Annotated in this window: 15 protein-coding genes; 3 read left to right on the top strand and 12 right to left on the bottom strand. The window is 48.5% G+C overall.

The genetic code is table 11. The features are described 5' to 3' along the window. Window positions 1–541 precede the first annotated feature (541 nt). Complete coding sequence (locus KJS94_RS16625) at window positions 542–928, top strand: VanZ family protein (protein ID WP_214448310.1); 387 nt, start codon at window positions 542–544, stop codon at window positions 926–928. A 422-nt stretch (window positions 929–1,350) separates the two neighbouring features. On the opposite strand, the gene KJS94_RS16620 is transcribed toward KJS94_RS16625, so the two are convergent. Then, window positions 1,351–2,091, bottom strand: a complete 741-nt coding sequence (locus tag KJS94_RS16620) for a tyrosine-protein phosphatase (protein ID WP_214448311.1) — start codon at window positions 2,089–2,091, stop codon at window positions 1,351–1,353. A gap of 168 nt (window positions 2,092–2,259) precedes the next feature. On the opposite strand from KJS94_RS16620, the gene KJS94_RS16615 reads away from it, so the two are divergent. Both KJS94_RS16615 and KJS94_RS16610 read left to right on the top strand, forming a co-directional pair. Next, window positions 2,260–3,321: an acyltransferase family protein gene (locus tag KJS94_RS16615; RefSeq protein ID WP_214448312.1), complete on the top strand. Its 1,062-nt coding sequence runs from the start codon at window positions 2,260–2,262 to the stop codon at window positions 3,319–3,321. 315 nt (window positions 3,322–3,636) lie between these two features. Beyond that, the gene (locus tag KJS94_RS16610; RefSeq protein WP_214448313.1) at window positions 3,637–5,088 is read left to right on the top strand and encodes a right-handed parallel beta-helix repeat-containing protein; all 1,452 of its coding nucleotides are present in this window, start codon (window positions 3,637–3,639) and stop codon (window positions 5,086–5,088) included. 90 nt (window positions 5,089–5,178) lie between these two features. On the opposite strand, the gene fcl is transcribed toward KJS94_RS16610, so the two are convergent. The 11 genes from fcl to KJS94_RS16555 form a co-directional block, all read right to left on the bottom strand. Continuing rightward, window positions 5,179–6,105, bottom strand: a complete 927-nt coding sequence (gene fcl, locus KJS94_RS16605; protein WP_214448314.1) for a GDP-L-fucose synthase — start codon at window positions 6,103–6,105, stop codon at window positions 5,179–5,181. Between the two features lie 106 nt (window positions 6,106–6,211). Further along, complete coding sequence (gmd, locus tag KJS94_RS16600; RefSeq protein WP_214448315.1) at window positions 6,212–7,327, bottom strand: GDP-mannose 4,6-dehydratase; 1,116 nt, start codon at window positions 7,325–7,327, stop codon at window positions 6,212–6,214. 2 nt (window positions 7,328–7,329) lie between these two features. Beyond that, window positions 7,330–8,085, bottom strand: coding sequence for a glycosyltransferase family 2 protein (locus KJS94_RS16595; protein WP_214448316.1), 756 nt, complete (start codon window positions 8,083–8,085; stop codon window positions 7,330–7,332). 23 nt (window positions 8,086–8,108) lie between these two features. After that, on the bottom strand, window positions 8,109–8,669 hold the full coding sequence (locus KJS94_RS16590; protein WP_214448317.1) for a putative colanic acid biosynthesis acetyltransferase: 561 nt from the start codon (window positions 8,667–8,669) through the stop codon (window positions 8,109–8,111). Further along, the gene (locus tag KJS94_RS16585; protein WP_214448318.1) at window positions 8,666–9,802 is read right to left on the bottom strand and encodes a glycosyltransferase; all 1,137 of its coding nucleotides are present in this window, start codon (window positions 9,800–9,802) and stop codon (window positions 8,666–8,668) included. Before KJS94_RS16585 ends, KJS94_RS16590 begins: the two co-directional genes overlap by 4 nt. Next, the gene (locus tag KJS94_RS16580) at window positions 9,795–10,961 is read right to left on the bottom strand and encodes an acyltransferase family protein (protein ID WP_214448319.1); all 1,167 of its coding nucleotides are present in this window, start codon (window positions 10,959–10,961) and stop codon (window positions 9,795–9,797) included. Before KJS94_RS16580 ends, KJS94_RS16585 begins: the two co-directional genes overlap by 8 nt. 7 nt (window positions 10,962–10,968) lie before the next feature. Then, on the bottom strand, window positions 10,969–12,006 hold the full coding sequence (locus tag KJS94_RS16575) for a glycosyltransferase family 4 protein (protein ID WP_214448320.1): 1,038 nt from the start codon (window positions 12,004–12,006) through the stop codon (window positions 10,969–10,971). Between the two features lie 14 nt (window positions 12,007–12,020). Continuing rightward, on the bottom strand, window positions 12,021–13,439 hold the full coding sequence (locus KJS94_RS16570; protein ID WP_214448321.1) for a hypothetical protein: 1,419 nt from the start codon (window positions 13,437–13,439) through the stop codon (window positions 12,021–12,023). A gap of 33 nt (window positions 13,440–13,472) precedes the next feature. Beyond that, a complete protein-coding gene (locus KJS94_RS16565; RefSeq protein WP_214448322.1) occupies window positions 13,473–14,525 on the bottom strand; it encodes a glycosyltransferase family protein in 1,053 nt (350 codons plus the stop codon). Window positions 14,526–14,575: 50 nt separating this feature from the next. After that, window positions 14,576–15,619, bottom strand: coding sequence for a CgeB family protein (locus KJS94_RS16560; RefSeq protein ID WP_214448323.1), 1,044 nt, complete (start codon window positions 15,617–15,619; stop codon window positions 14,576–14,578). Next, entirely contained in the window at window positions 15,603–16,787 is a 1,185-nt protein-coding gene (locus KJS94_RS16555) for a glycosyltransferase family 4 protein (RefSeq protein WP_214448324.1), read from the bottom strand. The genes KJS94_RS16560 and KJS94_RS16555 overlap by 17 nt, the downstream gene beginning before the upstream one ends. Between the last annotated feature and the right edge of the window lie 41 nt (window positions 16,788–16,828).

Here is a 16,828-nt window from a genome sequence, read left to right as displayed (position 1 = left end):
ATACCTCAGCGGGGTCTCCTGAAAGGGACCCCGATGCACTTCCGTCCTGCTATTCATCAGGGTCCCCTCCGGGAGACCCTGCTGAGGAAAGAGATAAAATGGAGCCCTAATGGGAAAGAGAGAAAATGAATCCCCTGTATACCTCAGCGGGGTCTCCTGAAAGGGACCCCGATGCACTTCCGTCCTGCTATTCATCAGGGTCCCCTCCGGGAGACCCTGCTGGGGAAAGAGATAAAATGGAGCCCTAATGGGAAAGAGAGAAAATGAATACCCTGTAAACCTCAGCGGGGTCTCCTGAAATGGACCCCGATGCACCTCCACCTTACTATTCATCAGGGTCCCCTCCGGGAGACCCTGCTGAGGAAAGAGAGAAAATGGAGCCCTAATGGGAAAGAGAGAAAATGGAGACCCTAATGGGAAAGAGAGAAAATGAATCCCCTGATGGGGTTAAATAGAGAGAAAAAAGCCACCAATAAGCCTGGAAATGCTATTTAAGTCCCCCTTACCATTTTCTGGCACGTGGTTGGAAAAGACTGACCCTATGAATTGGAAATGGAGTAGTAAGATCTATTGGCTGGTGGGCATCATTGCCGTGTTCCTGACCCTGCTGTCGCCCGCCTTCCCTAAGTTCCTCAGCCGTTATGGTTTGTTGTTGAACGGGGTCATCATGCATTCTATACTCTTCAGCGGGTTCTACCTGGTGGCCTGCCTGGTTTGGAGAAACCCGATATCCCAGGTATTCCTGGTTTTCCTGCTATCCTTTGCAGCTGAGTACCTGCAACAGTTTACCGGCAGGAGCTTTGAATGGGAGGACCTGGCGGGTAATGCCATTGGGATTTTCGCGGGTTTCGCGGCGTACCAGTTGTATTTGCAGTGGCCGGTCAGAAGGGCTATGGTCGTAGCACCACAGCATGCACCCACTTTTTAACCTCAGCGGGGTCTCCTGAAAGGGACCCCGATGGACTTCCATCATGGTCCCCTACGGGAGACCCTGCTGGGGAAAGAGATAAAATGGAGACCCTGACGGGGAAAGAGAGAAAATGAAGACCCTGATGGGGTTGGAACTTCCGACGTTGTAACCCGTCGGTCATAAGACACAACGGGGCGCTGGGAGATGATTGTATACCTCAGCGGGGTCTCCTGAAAGGGACCCCGATGCACCACCATCCTGCTATTCATCAGGTTCCCCTCCGGGAGACCCTGCTGGGGAAAGAGAGAAAATGGAGCCCCTGACGGGGAAAGAGAGAAAATGGAAACCCTGATGGGGTTAGAACTTTCGTCTTGTAACCCGTTGGTCATAAGACACAACGGGGGCGATAGGAGATGATTTTATACTTCAGCAAAGGCTACCTAAACCAATTTTTCATTCATCAAGTTCCCGCTGCCCGCGATCTCCTGCACCAGCGGCATCAGCGTATCGCTCTGGCGGATGGCATCCAGGTGGCGGGAATGGTGCAGGTCGGTGCCCAGGAAATGGACCAGCTTATGCTTGACCAGGTGTTTGGCCAGGCTGAGGGCCGGCTTCCCGTAATAACCCGTCAGGGAATTGATATTCAGCTGTAACAATACCCCCATCGCACTGATCTCCTCATAGATCCCTGTCTGCCCCATGAGGTAAGTATACCTTTCCGGGTGGGCCAGGACCGGCTGGTAGCCATTGATCTGCAAATCGAAGAAGACCTGCTTCCAATCGAAGGGCAGGCTCACAAAGGAGAACTCCACCAGCACATAATTGCCAGCAAGGGTTCGCAATGGCTGCTTGTCCCGCACCAACAGGCTGAAATGCTCATCCAGCATATACTCTGCTGCTGAACGAAGGACCATGTCCTTGCCTTCCGCCGCTACCCTTAGCTCCAACTCCGCGGCCTCTATGGACGCATCATCGTTCCGGTAAAGGTCCCACAACACATGCGGAGTGGTAATCAAGCGGGAATAGCCCAGGTCTTCAAGGCCCCTGATCAATTGAAGGGATGTAGCCGTATCCGGGGAACCATCATCAATTCCCGGCAACAGGTGGGAATGCATATCGGTTCCGATGATGGAAAGGTCCAGGGGAACCGGCTTGGACTTCTTATGGAAGAAAGAAAACATAGGAATGCGGCAAATGAATTATGCCACCAAAGTTAGGTGGATAGGCCAAGGAATGAGTAAGTAGTTTATTAACGGTAGTGGCGCAGGAAAACGAGCTTAAAAGCAAGCCCTGTTACTAGGACTTTCACCGGTAAATGATTAGCATTGCAGCAAGGAGCCCCACCTGCTATGAGAAGGATAGCCCTGCTGGACTATGCACGATTCTTTGCTGCCATGATGGTATTGGTTTTCCATTATTGGTATGACGCCATCCGTCATGGCAAGATCTTCTCCATTTCCTATACACCGGTCATCTCCACCATTGCAAAAGCAGGTTACCTTGGGGTGGAGTTCTTCTTCATGATCAGTGGCTATGTCATTTTCTTTTCTGCTAACCAAAAGACGGCTGTAGCATTCGCAAGTGCCAGGGCTAAAAGGCTTTATCCTGCCTATTGGTCGGCATTGATCCTGACCACAGTAGTCATTCTTAGTTGGGGTGAGCCGTCACAAACCGTTACCTGGCGCCAATTCCTTGGAAACCTGACCATGCTCCAGAGCAGGTTAGGCATTGAACATATCGATGTTGTCTACTGGACCTTACACTACGAGTTGGCTTTTTATGCATGCATCACGCTGATCCTTCTTGTGGGCTTGCAAAGAAAATTACCAACCATTATTACTTTTTGGCCATTGGCCATCTTGTTGGTTTCATGGTTGGATCAATGGGAGGTCCCGGTATTGACAGGATACTATAGCTATTTTGCGGCAGGTGCATTATTTGCCATAAGAAAAGAAGAAAAAAATAATCTCAATTTATTGAGTTTATGCCTCGCCTTCTATTGTTGCTGCTGGTTCGCACTCGGCCAACCCCAATGGATCGATACAGAAAAATGGTTACTGCCAGGCAATATGGTGATCATCGCCATCATCACCCTATTTTTCGTGTTCTTTCATTTTCTCAACTCACCCGGATGGCAACAAAAAGACCTCCCCTTGGCAGGCCTCCTGGGAGCCCTCTCGTATCCTATCTATTTACTACACAATGAAATTGGTGTTATCCTACTCAACCACTGGGCCACCGACAGCAATAAATGGTTTGTTTACCTCCTGGTGATCGCCTGCATCATTGCCCTGGCATTCCTGGTGCATAAATTAGTGGAGAAAAGAATGGCTGGTCTATGGGAACGATTCTTCAGGTTCGTGTTAGCCAAACCCATTGCCTACCTCGAATCCAAACGCTTTTGGATCTGAGTCCTATCCGATGCCATTACACAAATAGGAATGCTCATCCAATGCACCAGGCATTTCACCTCCCATATCGCCCCCATACCGCATCTTACTACTATTTCCATTGCCCGGTATAGCTTTCAGCTGTTCCTGCCAACACTGTAAGTAACTTGAACAGGACCTTGCCGGCATCTTACAATGGTGGTGTATCTCCCCAACCCCTATCATAAGTGGAAGCCCTGATGCGGAAATTTTTTACAGCGGCTTCACAATCAAACCATTGCGTTCCCGTTAAAGAGCAGGTTATTATTAGTGCAGAAAATCCTGAAATCCATTCTTATGAAGCCTTGGACCTTGCCAATGTTGGTAAGCCTTTTTGTAGTATCCTGTACCAAAACCCTGAACACCCCAAGCGGGGCTGTGCCGCCAGAGACCAAGCATCCGGTGGAGGTCCTGGATGAACACATTTTTTTTATTAGTGCAACTGGCGATAGCCTTAACCATGGACATAGCCCTGAAAAACCATGGGACCTTGCCACCGCCAACCGCTATACTTTCCAACCAGGCGACATCATAGAAATTATTGAACAGGTGGAAGGCACCCTTACCCTTAACGAATCGGGCAGTGCCAACCAACCTATTACCATCAAGGGGGGAACGATTACCAATAAATCCGGTCATGGCCTGGTCCTATATAATTGCGATCATATCATTGTCCGGAATTTACAAATCCGGGGTAGCGGCCAGTTCAACAGCAATCCCACCGATGCAGGCATTTACCTGCTCTCCGATGACCGCCAACGACATGGTAATATCACTATTGACGAAGTAGTGGTAAAAGGTTTTGGTTTAGCAGGCATCTATTCCGAACTGGCTATGTCACCCAACACAAAATGGGAGAGCGAAGCAGCTTCGATGGCTTATCCCGGAGGCTTCGACAACCTGACCGTCAACCGTTGTGTAACCGATAGCAATGGTTTTACGGGCATCCAGATTGGCGGTTCCTGGCCGGGCAAACAGAATCGCAATATCGTCATCAAGAATACAATAGCCAGTTATAACAGGGGCATCAAAGGTATGCAGCCCCATACCGGAAACGGCATCATCATCACCAATACCAGTAATGGCCTTATCGATTCCTGCACCGCCAGTTACAATGGCTGGGAATACGGGCATGCAAATGTGGGTATCTGGACCTATACATCCGATAACATTACCATCCAGCGCTCCATTGCCTTCCGCAACCAGTCAAAATCCAGTGCAGATGGAGATGGTTTTGACATCGACGGAGGTACCAGCAATTGCGTGATGCAATATAATCTCGCCTATGAGAACGATGGCGCAGGTTTCCTGGCCTATGAATTTGGCGATCCCAATGGCATGAAGAACAATGCCATCAGGTATAATATATCGTACAATGATGCCCGTAAGAACAAGCAATATGGGGGGATTACCTATGGCGGCCAGGTGGCACAGGAAAACCTATACCTATACAATAACACTATAGTCAAACCGGAAGGAAAAGCTATTACCCGCATCGGGTATGAAGTGAAGGGATTATTGGACATCCGGAACAATATCCTTTCGGCACCGGAACAATCGGCACTCAGCACCAGCGCGTCCAATAACTTATCTGGGATTGTCAAGCTAGGCGATCAATTCTTTCCCTTAGCAGGATCAAAAGCCATTGATGCGGCAGAAGAGATCAAAGGACTACCTTCAACAGACTTCTATGGCACCCCGATCAGGGGAATAAGGGATATTGGGGCTGTGGAATATAAGCCGGATTAATGGCTTCCACCTGGATCATAACAGTTGGCTGAAAATGAAAAAAGGAGCATGAGCTCCTTTTTTCATTTATCGATCAATGATCTGTTTATATTATAATTTTCCTTTCACCTCTTCATACACAGCCCTGATCCCTTCTTCCAGTGAGATCCGGTGTTTCCAGCCAAGTGAATGAAGTTTGCTCACATCCATCAGTTTGCGGGGCGTACCATCAGGCTTGCTAAGGTCATGCTCGATCTCCCCTTCATAGCCCACGATCTTTTTCACCAGCAGGGCCAGGTCCTTGATGGGAATATCATCCCCAACACCAATATTCACCAGACCGGGTTCGCTATAATGCTGCATCAAGAAGTAGCAGGCATCCGCCAGGTCGTCTGCATGCAGGAACTCACGGCGGGGGGTACCCGTACCCCACATCACCACGCTGGGGGCATTGTTCTTCTTCGCCTCGTGGAATTTCCGGATCAATGCAGGCAATACATGGGATTTATTGAGGTCGTAGTTATCGTTCGGGCCATACAAATTGGTCGGCATCACCGAAATGAAATCGCAACCGTACTGGGAACGGTAGGCATCACAGAGTTTGATCCCCGCGATCTTGGCGATGGCATAGGGCTCATTGGTGGGCTCCAGTTCACCGGTCAGCAGGTATTCTTCCTTCAAAGGCTGGGGCGCCAGCTTGGGATAGATACAGGAGGATCCCAGGAACAGGAGTTTCTTCACCCCATTCTCATAAGCGGAATGGATGATATTGTTCTGGATCATCAGGTTATCATAGAGGAATTCCCCGCGATAGGTGTTATTGGCGAGGATACCGCCCACCTTGGCCGCAGCCAGGAAAACGTAGTCGGGTTTTTCGGCAGCGAAGAAATCCTTCACGGCCTGCTGGTTGCGAAGGTCCAGCTCCGATGAGGTGCGGGTGATGATGTTGGTGAATCCTTCGCTTAACAGTTTGCGATGAATAGCCGAACCAACCATTCCGCGGTGCCCGGCGATGTATATTCTTGCACTCTTTTCCATTACATATTGTTTGGGCCACCAAGGCTCAAAGACACGAAAGAACACGAAGGCTTTAAGCCCTTTGTGAAACCTTAGTGACTTCGTGCCTTAGTGGCAAATAAAAACCTTACTCGTACTGATTCTTAACGTAATACCCGCTTTCTTTCAGGAGCTTTTCCTTACGGAAGCTATCCACATCAGCGGCAACCATTTCTTTCACCAATGCAGGCAGGTCGTACTTGGGTTTCCAGCCCAGTTGGGTCTGTGCCTTAGTAGGGTCACCGATCAGCAGGTCCACTTCGGTAGGACGGAAATATTTTGGATCTACCGCTATCACTTCCTTGCCGGTCTCCAGCTGGAAATCAGGGTTGCTGCAGCTTACCACCACACCTACTTCCTGCTCGTTCTCGCCTTTGAATGCTACTTCGATACCCACTTCTGCAAAGGCCATCCGAACGAATTCCCTTACCGGGGTGGTCACGCCGGTAGCGATCACGAAATCCTCGGGCTTTTCCTGTTGCAAGATCAGCCACATGGCCTCTACATAATCCTTGGCATGACCCCAGTCGCGCTGCGCATTCAGGTTACCCAGGTAGATCTTGTCCTGCAGTCCCAGGGCGATCTTGGCCACGCCACGGGTGATCTTGCGGGTCACGAAAGTCTCACCGCGGAGGGGGGATTCGTGGTTGAACAGGATACCGTTCACCGCGAACATATTGTAGGCCTCACGGTAATTCACCGTGATCCAGTACGCATACATTTTGGCTACGGCATAGGGGGAACGGGGATAGAAGGGAGTGCGCTCACTCTGGGGCACTTCCTGCACCAGGCCGTAAAGCTCTGAGGTAGAAGCCTGGTAGACCTTGGTCTTATGGGTCAGGCCCAGCAGCCTCACGGCTTCCAGGATCCGCAGGGTACCAATACCATCGGCATTGGCGGTATATTCAGGGGTCTCGAAGCTCACATGTACATGGCTCATGGCTGCCAGGTTATAGATCTCATCCGGCTGGGTTTCCTGGATGATACGGATCAGGTTGGTGCTATCGGTCAGGTCACCATAATGCAATTTCAGCCGAACATTCTTTTCATGGGGATCCTGGTACAAATGGTCAATACGGTCGGTATTGAAGAGCGAGGAGCGGCGTTTGATGCCATGCACCATATAACCCTTCGACAACAGCAACTCGGCGAGATAGGCGCCATCCTGGCCGGTGATACCGGTAACTAATGCAACTTTGGACATATTCAATATTTGATAAGGAACTGCGATATTTTCCTAAAAGGTTTCAAAAATATGGTAAAAAAATAAGGTGTGAGCCCATTCACGTCCCAGGCCCGCCTGTCCTCGCGGTTGGCCCGCCAGCGGTTGGTCAGGGAAGCATTGCTCATGCCACCGGTGCGCATTTTAACGGTCACTTCGGGCAAATATGTTGCCGGAACATCATATTTCACCAGAAACCGCAGCATCAGCTCATAGTCCGCAGCCGAACGGAAACTGGTATTGAACACCCCGTACTGCTCGTATAACTCGCGACGGACGAAGAAAGTAGGATGGGGCGGCATCCAGCCATAGAAGAATTTCTGGGAACTATACCCTCCCGACTGCCAATACCTGATGACCCTGGAAGTATCCCTGGCATCCACATACAGCAGGTCGGCATAGACCGCCTGGACCTTGGGGTCCTGGAACAGCCTGGCCACCTTGGCCAATACCTGGTCATTGGTATAGAGATCATCAGAATTCAGGATACCAATAATATCGCCAGTCGCCATGGATATTCCTTTGTTCATGGCGTCATAGATCCCATTGTCCTTGCCGGAATGGATCTTGCTGACATGGGGATAGGAACGGGCAATGGCCAGGGTGTCATCGGAGGAAGCGCCGTCCACAATGATATGTTCTATATCCGGCCAGCTTTGGGCGGCAACACTATCAAGGGTATCCTTAAGGGTCCTGGCACTGTTATAAGTGGCAGTAATAATGGAAATCCTGGGGTACATAATGCAATTGTCTGGAAAATATCCTAGGAGACCACCCTCTCCCGGACAGGTTGGGCAGGGTTTCCCTGGTAAATGGTATAGGGTTGCAGGTCGGAGGTTGCCACCGACATGGCGGTCAACACAGCATGGGTTCGGCAGGTCACACCCGGACAAACCAGGGCCCTGGCGCCCACCCAGGCGCCATCCTCTATGGCAATACCCTTGACCATGAGGTCAAAGGTTTCAGTAGCATAATTGTGGTTACCGGTAAGCAGCATGGCGCCCTGTGAGAGGCAAACATGGCTACCAATTGAAACAGGGGCCAAATTATCGATCCAAACTTCCTCGCCGATCCAGCTATGGTCACCAATGGTGAGTAACCAGGGATATTTGATGTTGACCGCAGGTTTAATGACAACGCCTTTGCCCATTCTGGCGCCAAAGCACTTCAACAGGAATACCTTTAAACCCGAAGACGGATTCCAGGCTGCTTTGAAAAAAATCGCATTGGCGAAATACCATAAGACCTGTTTCAGTTTCCCAGCCCCGATCTCACGGGCATACCAGTCATTATTGTATTGATCTAAGGCAACTTTCTTGCTCATGATAATAGGCTATGGTACTGTTCTTTAAGGGAGGATTGACGAAGGAAATCCAAGGCATAAGCCCTGGCAGTCCCGCTGTAGTGGGCATACACTTCACCGGTCATGGCAACACAATTTTGGATTGCCTGTTGGAAGCCGCCCTTATTCGCCAGCGGCAATACCCATCCGGCCTCATGTGCGTCAAGGTCAGTCCATGGGGTTTGGTCACTGATCAAGGCTGGTTTTCCGAGCACCAGCGCTTCAAAGATCACATGGCCAAAGTTCTCGCCCCTGGTAGGCAGCACAAAGTAGTGATAGCGTTGCATGGTCTCCTTCAGTTTGCCAGGCGGCATTTCACCGAGATAGGTAACCTTGATATTCTTATCCAATCCCGCGATCTTCCCTTCACAGGCCTTCCAGTATTGCGGATCCTCAAGTGGCCCAATAATGCCCAGGTCAACCTCGCCCTCTATTCCTTTCAGGCAATCCAATAAATAATCCACCTGCTTGATGGGATGGATCCTGCCTACGAACAGCAAGGAAGCTTGGCCCTTTGTTTTCGGTAAGGGACTGGTTTCCTCACCAGGGTCCGCAGGAAAATTTGGCAATACCTTGATAGTAGCCTTGCCAAACCAGGATTCAATATTCTTCTTTTCTTCCTGGTCGGTAGCATGGAAACATACCAACCGATGGAGTCCCAGCAACCGGAAAGCCTTGAGAAAGGCTTTCTTCTTAGCCGGCTTGAACTGTAGGGCACTGGGCCTTAACATACCGTTGGGCGCCAGGATGACCTTACCCTTATAAAATCCCAGCTTTTTCAACAGCAGCGGGATGATGGTGCTGGTAACAGAGAACATGCTGTTGCAATACAGCACATCGGGCTCCTGTTCCTGGATGGCTTGCCTGATCTGCTGCCACTTATTCTCCTTGCCGGAGGCATACCAAACCCTGGCCTTGCCTTTGTAATCGATCCAGGCATCTTGCTGTTGGGCAGTCATGCAGGCCACGCCATCAATATCGTAGTTGGAGGTAAAAACATTGATAGCATAGTCGTTGCCCAGGTTCCGCACAAAATTCACGGTGGAGGTGATGGGGCCACCGGCTTTATAAGCCGGGTCAAACCAGTCAACAAAAAACATGATACGCTTAGGCATAGTATTTCTTCCCTTGTTGACGTTTCAAAAATGCTTTTAATTGGGACGGCCAGTTAGGATTCATACAGGGTTTCTCGATCAGCAAATAATACACTGCCGATACCACCAATACAGGAATGGCCAACAAGAATAATTGCAGGACCAAATTTACGATATAACCATTACCCAACTGCCAATGGATGGTAAACCTTCCTGCCATTGAAATAATGGCAAAATGCAGCAGGTAAATGGAATAACACATTCCACCGATCAGGGCCACCGGACTGAAACTAAAGATCTTCTTCCATCCCTGGTTCAGTAATACGACCAGGTAGAATCCCCCAACCAATAGCGGGTAGAGCATGCGGTTAATCAATTCCTGGTCATGGTCCACCAGGACCACCATCAGGAAGAGTCCCAGGCCGGCCAGCCCAACCAAGGTCTCATTTTTCATGATACCCGCAACACTTGTTTTATTCGTATAGAGGTCGGCCAGTAAGATGCCACAACAAAAGAACTCAAAATAATCATAGAGGGACTTCACCGGCATGGCCGCGTATTCACGGACCAGTGGCAGGAACAGCGCGATGGCTAAGAGCAAGCTTCGCCTCGCCACCGGGTTGAGTTTATAGATAAGCATGAAGACCGGTACCAGAATGTAGAACTGTACTTCTATCTCAAGGGACCAGGTGACAATGGATACAAGTGGTGGCCCTAACAATACATTATGGCTATAGAACAGCGAAGCCATCAGGCTGGGAAACAGTTGATCAAAAGGGTAAACATGCATGGCCAGCTGCAGGGTAAAGAGCAAGAGAAGTGAAATGATATAAGGCGGTTCCAGCCTGGTCAGCCGCCGGATATAAAATTTGGACAGGCTAACGGGCCTGGCGTCAAGGAAATAATGCCGGGCAAACGGAACAGCCAGGATAAAACCACTCAATACAAAGAACAGGGGTACCCCCTTGTCAAAATCCCTCAATAAGGCATGCAGGAAGGGCGCAGCCGCTTCACCGCCTTCACTGGCAACCGGACTATAATGCAGGAAATAGCCATAGGCATGGAAGACCAATACCAGCCCGATGGCCAGGAAACGCAGGCCATCTATTTCAGGGAAATAGGCTCCGGCGGAGATGGTCCGGCGGAAAAGATTGACCCAGAATGCTTTCTTACTACTCATGTTTTATTCAACCTTTCCTCAATTTTATTTGCTGTTTGGCCTGCCATAATTCCCGGAAAAGCACGGCATACTGGTCCACTACTTTATCCAATTCATAGCCCTGCACATTTTGGTACCCTTTTTCAACGAGCCCGGACCGGTAACTATTGTCCCTGACCAGTTGCTCCACCCCTTCACGAATGGCAGCGGGGGAATAAGGATCAACCAGGCAAGCGGCCTGGCCGGCAACGGAAGCCATGGGCTGGAGCCGGCTGGTAATGACCGGACGGCCTATGGCCTGGGCTTCCAGGATGGGCAAGCCAAATCCCTCATACAGGGTAGGGAACAATAGGGCATCGCACTGGATATATTCTTCCACCAATGCTTCATTACTGAGTCCTGATGCCTGCGAATATCTAATGTCATTGACAGCCAGGATAGCCTCCTGGCCAGCATCCAGGTTACCGATGACCCTGAGCTCAACCGATAAACCTTTCAGCGCTTCAGCCACCCTTTCCAGGTTCTTGTTCGGCGTGGTGCCGATAAAGAGCAACCTTGGGCAGTTGTTATTAAAGGGCCGGGGGCTGGGCTGGAAAATCGGGTCCACAAAATTGGGGATCACCCTCATCTTCCCGGCAGCTTCGGGGAAGAGTTGGGCCACTTCGCGATAGGTCTGCTCCGAGATCACGGTGATCAGGGAAGCCTTCCTGATGGGAAGCTTGTACCACAATAACCAGATGACCCAAAACTTTGGGTGCCATTTGGGGAGCTGGTTCAGCAGTACACAATCATGGATCGTGAGCACATTCACATTCCTGCTGTTTAAACCCAACAATACATAATGGATATCCCCCGTAATATGGTTGATCGGCTGTTGGTGCTTCCGGAAAAAGGAGAGGTTGACCCAAAGGGTAGAAAAGCTGCTATGATGTGGCGCATGCAAACATTCCACCGCAAAATCATCCTGATATTTGGTAGCCAAACGCTCGTAAACATTCTTAAAGACCCTTTCGATACTATAAAATCTTGGGTTCTCTTTACGGAATGCCACCAATAAAGCCGTCATTGGAAAACTTGTCATTACGGATTAGTGAAATGGGGGCTTTGTCCCACTGTTCGAATTCTTTTAGAGGGCACATTCTGGCCGAACCAGGAAGGCAAGGCCTTTGCCACCAACCACATGAAGAATATTGTCTTCACCAGTGAATTGATGATACTCAACGTATCTGTTTCCGCTGAATAGGTCACGTTATAAAAGATCACCGGGATCCAGCACAACAATAAGGGGATGCGCTTTGTCCTGGTGAAAATAAGGCCATAGGCCCATCGTAAAAACAGCCCCAAAAGGAACATATAAAGGATCCCACCTTTTACACCAAAACTCCCATATGCTTCTCCTAAGGGACCCACATTGGTAGAAAAACCCCGCAGTTTAAAGCCGGCATAATAATCCATGTTGAACTTTCCACCTGCCTCCGGCTTATCAGGCCAAAGAAACCTTGGCACGAAGGCAGATAAAAATACTGTCCTCAATCGATCACCATTATCAAAGTCTTTTGAATTTGGGATTCGCTTCATTACCAGCGCAACATTATACCCTTGATTAAGCCTTATATATGTTGGAAAAAAAACTTCGTTCTCTATCAATGCATTGCCTTTCTGTAAATTCTCAATAAACAAATCAGCAAATAGAGTCACCTTGTTTCCTTGATAGCCAAGCAGCCAAGTATATTGCCTATAAGTTCTTTTAGTGTTTTGTAAAACCAACAAACCAATAAGTGCTAGAAAAACAACAAGAACTTTTCTTAACAAAGACACTTTTGCTCCAAAATAGAAAAATGAAAAAATGGTGATACCCATATAGGCAACTACGGTAAACATTCCTGTATTAAGGGCATTGTTAAGAAGGAAAATTGCAAAAACTATTAGAACAATAAGTTTATTCTTGAATGCAGGAGTATAATAGATATATAAAATACCTGCAAAACTTGAGAAGAAAAATAGCTGAATAAAGAATTGAATACCTAAAGGAAGGAATCTGGTGAAAAATGAAAGAAGCAAACCTACCATCAAAATTTGCAATCCCACTTCTTTCCTTGTTTGCAATATGTTTCTTATTCTACCCAGAATATGATCTAAGTGTGCTCCTTCGTCTACTCCTCCCTTTATAGGCAAAGTCAAACCAAATGAAAATAGTGATATGGCGGGCAAAGCATAACTAAAATAGGTTTGACGGTCAACTACCATATACTTTAGCCAAATAAGAGATAGCTTATTGGTTACAGGGTAATATTCATACCCTACCAATGGCATCACCAGGCAGGTGAGTACATAGATCAGCGCTGTCGCTTCCCTGAGCACAATTCCCTTTCCTAGTTTATCCAGCAGTTGCAATAAAACAACAGCCAGAAGCGACAAGACCAGCACTTCATAACTATCCGATACCAGCGATAGGCCGGCAACCAGCGCAATACATATGGAGAAAACCTTCCTGATCAAAATGAAAAACTAAAAACTGTTGGTAAAGCTTTACTACAACTTACCTAAAATATTGCTATAAACCGTTTCGCAGGAATAATCCCAATAATGGATGGTCTTATTTCCCTGAGAAAATAGGCTTGGGATAACCAATTCTGCCAGCCGCGAAAAATCCACACCCCTTACCTGGGGGTTGCTATCTGTTTTCTCAAAAGGCTGGCAACCGATCATGTGCTCTGGATACAATACATGCAAGCCACAGGTATGGTATTCAAAGAGTTTATTTGGTGCGTTATACACATAATTGGGGATATGCCCCTTGTAAAGGATCAGGCCCACCTGGTATTGGTGTAAGATACCCGGCAAGTCATAATAATCCACCCTATCCTTCAACTGTATCCATTGGCAACCAAGTGCCTGCAAATAATCCTTCACTTCCCCCTCAATATTATTGGAAAAAAGGTCAAGTGTATACCTGCCCTCTTGTGAACTCACCCAATCAAAGACTTCTTTGGCATAGGTAGTTTTCCATCCCAGTGCGCCCACATAGACAAGGCGAACAGGGCCGCCATCTGCAATCGCGATGGTTTTGGGATGCCAGCTGGCGGGCGGGTAATTGGGCATGATCCTATGCTTTTGATCCGGCACCAAACCATTATCCTTCTGAAATAGGGATAAACGGTCCTTATTGGTGTGGGATATCCAGTCGGCTGTTGGGTAAATGCCTCTTTCCCATTGATGAAAGCGTTTTACCAACACCATCCCATTCGCATACTCCTGTGGGCTGACGTATTCGTGGTAATGAATAAACAATTTTGCCCCGGGTCGGATGAACTTTTTATAGAGGATAGCCGGGAAGGCAGAAATGGATTCATAATAGAAAACCGAATCCGGTCGGTGGAAAAGCAATATCAACAAGGCCCCGATATTGAACCGCAAATAGGCCAGGTATCGATTGATTGAATTTCCATGGGCACTTCCCCTCCTGGTCAGGGTAATGGCAGGGGAAGGCGAAGCATAATGCCTGATACCAGGGGCTGGGGCCGTGGTAATGACCCTTGTTTTCATGCCTGGATGCCCGGCTGCCAGGGTATTGATAAAATTCATGGCAGGGGGGTAAAGCTCCAAAGGGTTGAAATGTAATACAACCAGCTTGCTCATAGGGATGCTAAGACCTTTAATACGTCTGCAGAACGGTCTTTATAACTATAGCCAGATGCCAGGGACCTTTTTCGCGCATTCTCACGGATCCTGTCGGCGCCGGCTTTATCCAGCCGCAGGAGTTGATTGGCCTTCTCCATACAGGAAGTCGCATCAGTAAACAGGAAGGCCTCTTCGCCATCCTTAAAAAACAGTCGGTGTTCCGGCGTATCGGGTGCAAGCATGATGCCGCCGATGCCAGGCACTTCAAAACTGCGCATGTTATGGGAATCCAGGTTATGCACCCTCATGAGGTTGAGTTGAACCCTGTATTGCCTGAGTTTGATCCAGAAATCGCCTGCATAAACGGCGTCGAATATCCCGATATTGGGATGGCTGATAAATGCACCCCAATTGTTCCCGAAAAGATCGATCTGTATTCCGCCATCAGCCAGTTGCCGGATGAAGGAGGCCCTGTCCTTATCAGGGTTCCCCAGGAAACAGAGCTTCAGTATTTCAGGGGCAGCCGCAGCTGCCTCCAGGTCCTTATCTGCCAGGTCAAAACCAAAAGGCAAGAGGGCAACCTTACAACCTATCTTTTCCAATTGGGATTTGATCGCCAGGCTATAAGTGAAATGCAGGTCGAATGCACGGATGGACCTGGTAACATTCTTATTACCGCTTCCAGAGCCCGTAAAGATGAAAGGATTGTCGGGATTGTAATTCACTACGGGTACCCGAAGGGAATGGATCCATTGTATGGTAGAAGGGAAAACCTCCATCCCCTTGAAAACCCAAACAGCATCGGGGCGTTTTTTTTCGATATGTTGGCGGAGGCTTTGATTGACACCATGAAGTATCCTCGATAATCCAGCCTTATACAATAGTTTATTGACCAAGGACTTGTTATAGGAAGCCAGAAAAAGATTCTGGGCCGGGAAGATCTCTACTGCTACACCTAACTCTTTAAGGTGTCTGGCATAGATCCTTTCGATCGACCAAATATTATCCGAACCAACGATCAAAATCCTTTGAATATTCATCCTACCCTTTCTTGACATTATTGGCAATTTGCGCTACGATCTGGCCTATAGAAAAATCCCGGATGATCTCACCTGAAGCCTTCCCTGCCTTTTCAGCGAACCCTTCCACCTCTATGATCTTCCGGATGGCATCGGCTAAACCATCCACATCCCCTTCTTCCACAGTATAGCCATTCACGCCATCCTTTACCAGGTCATAGCTGGAGCCACAGGTCCTGGATACGATCACGGGCTTTTCAAAATTCATGGCCTCATTCACCGACAAGCCCCAGGTTTCGCCGATACCGGAGCACATGATAAAGATGTCTGCAACCTGGTAGTACCTGGGAATATCCAACTGGTTGACAAATCCGGTAAGGAACACGTTGTTCAAATGGTATTCACGTATATATTGCTCCATTTGGCGCCTGAGTTCCCCCTCGCCAACAAACACCAGGGCAAGGTCATCCCGGTTCAAGAGATGGAAGGCCTTAAGCAGGTCCATCGGCCGCTTCTTTTCAATATACTTTCCTGAAAAGAGAAGGACTTTCTTTCCGGCCGGCAGTTGCAGTTGCCGCTTTATCTCCTCCTCCTTCCCCTTCATGGAAACATGGGCTGCCTGGAAAAAATCATTATCCACCGCATAGGGGGTAAAAATGAGCCGGTGTTCGGGCACACCGAAATATTGATAGAAAGCCTTGTTTTGGGAACCTATGTAGAGGAACTTATCTATAAAGGGTTTGAACAGGAAATACTTCAGGAAGGTCTTTTTCAGGGTCAGTTTCCAGGAAGCCTTGCGGAGCTCCTGGTTCAGTGGCGATTCAGCCCTTAACCATACTTGTTTGCCGGCCAGCTTGCCGGCAACAATGGCCAGTAAGGTTGAGCTATAGGACCACCCATTGACAATGACGATATCCCGTCCATCCTTCATGATCCTGCTGATCACCCCGGGATTGAAAACATCGAAAAGATGATTGTCCAAACTTCCGGAGCCCGCATAGTTGGGCAAAAACTCTGAAGCATACCCTTCAAGTAATGGGATATCCCATTTTATCTTTGTCCCAAATTCCTTATCCAGGTCCCCTTTGATACTTGCGTCGGAAAAATAATACACTTTTAGATCTACCTCCCTGGCAAGTGCCTTGAACAAAGGAGCGAAATACTGTATAGGGTGGCTGATGAAGTAAGAAATGCTAAGATTCGACATCTAATAATTTATCCGATTATTTACACAACACTCCATGATTC

Source organism: Flavihumibacter rivuli, from assembly GCF_018595685.2.
Classification (GTDB): domain Bacteria; phylum Bacteroidota; class Bacteroidia; order Chitinophagales; family Chitinophagaceae; genus Flavihumibacter; species Flavihumibacter rivuli.
This window is presented reverse-complemented; position numbering and strand designations above follow the sequence as displayed.

What these genes read in the sequence shown, in the direction of transcription:
- KJS94_RS16625 (WP_214448310.1), top strand. Translation starts at nt 542, where the DNA reads ATGAATTGGAAATGGAGTAGTAAGATCTATTGGCTGGTGGGCATCATT.
- KJS94_RS16620 (WP_214448311.1), bottom strand. Translation starts at nt 2,091, where the DNA reads ATGTTTTCTTTCTTCCATAAGAAGTCCAAGCCGGTTCCCCTGGACCTT.
- KJS94_RS16615 (WP_214448312.1), top strand. Translation starts at nt 2,260, where the DNA reads ATGAGAAGGATAGCCCTGCTGGACTATGCACGATTCTTTGCTGCCATG.
- KJS94_RS16610 (WP_214448313.1), top strand. Translation starts at nt 3,637, where the DNA reads ATGAAGCCTTGGACCTTGCCAATGTTGGTAAGCCTTTTTGTAGTATCC.
- fcl (WP_214448314.1), bottom strand. Translation starts at nt 6,105, where the DNA reads ATGGAAAAGAGTGCAAGAATATACATCGCCGGGCACCGCGGAATGGTT.
- gmd (WP_214448315.1), bottom strand. Translation starts at nt 7,327, where the DNA reads ATGTCCAAAGTTGCATTAGTTACCGGTATCACCGGCCAGGATGGCGCC.
- KJS94_RS16595 (WP_214448316.1), bottom strand. Translation starts at nt 8,085, where the DNA reads ATGTACCCCAGGATTTCCATTATTACTGCCACTTATAACAGTGCCAGG.
- KJS94_RS16590 (WP_214448317.1), bottom strand. Translation starts at nt 8,669, where the DNA reads ATGAGCAAGAAAGTTGCCTTAGATCAATACAATAATGACTGGTATGCC.
- KJS94_RS16585 (WP_214448318.1), bottom strand. Translation starts at nt 9,802, where the DNA reads ATGCCTAAGCGTATCATGTTTTTTGTTGACTGGTTTGACCCGGCTTAT.
- KJS94_RS16580 (WP_214448319.1), bottom strand. Translation starts at nt 10,961, where the DNA reads ATGAGTAGTAAGAAAGCATTCTGGGTCAATCTTTTCCGCCGGACCATC.
- KJS94_RS16575 (WP_214448320.1), bottom strand. Translation starts at nt 12,006, where the DNA reads ATGACGGCTTTATTGGTGGCATTCCGTAAAGAGAACCCAAGATTTTAT.
- KJS94_RS16565 (WP_214448322.1), bottom strand. Translation starts at nt 14,525, where the DNA reads ATGAATTTTATCAATACCCTGGCAGCCGGGCATCCAGGCATGAAAACA.
- KJS94_RS16560 (WP_214448323.1), bottom strand. Translation starts at nt 15,619, where the DNA reads ATGTCAAGAAAGGGTAGGATGAATATTCAAAGGATTTTGATCGTTGGT.
- KJS94_RS16555 (WP_214448324.1), bottom strand. Translation starts at nt 16,787, where the DNA reads ATGTCGAATCTTAGCATTTCTTACTTCATCAGCCACCCTATACAGTAT.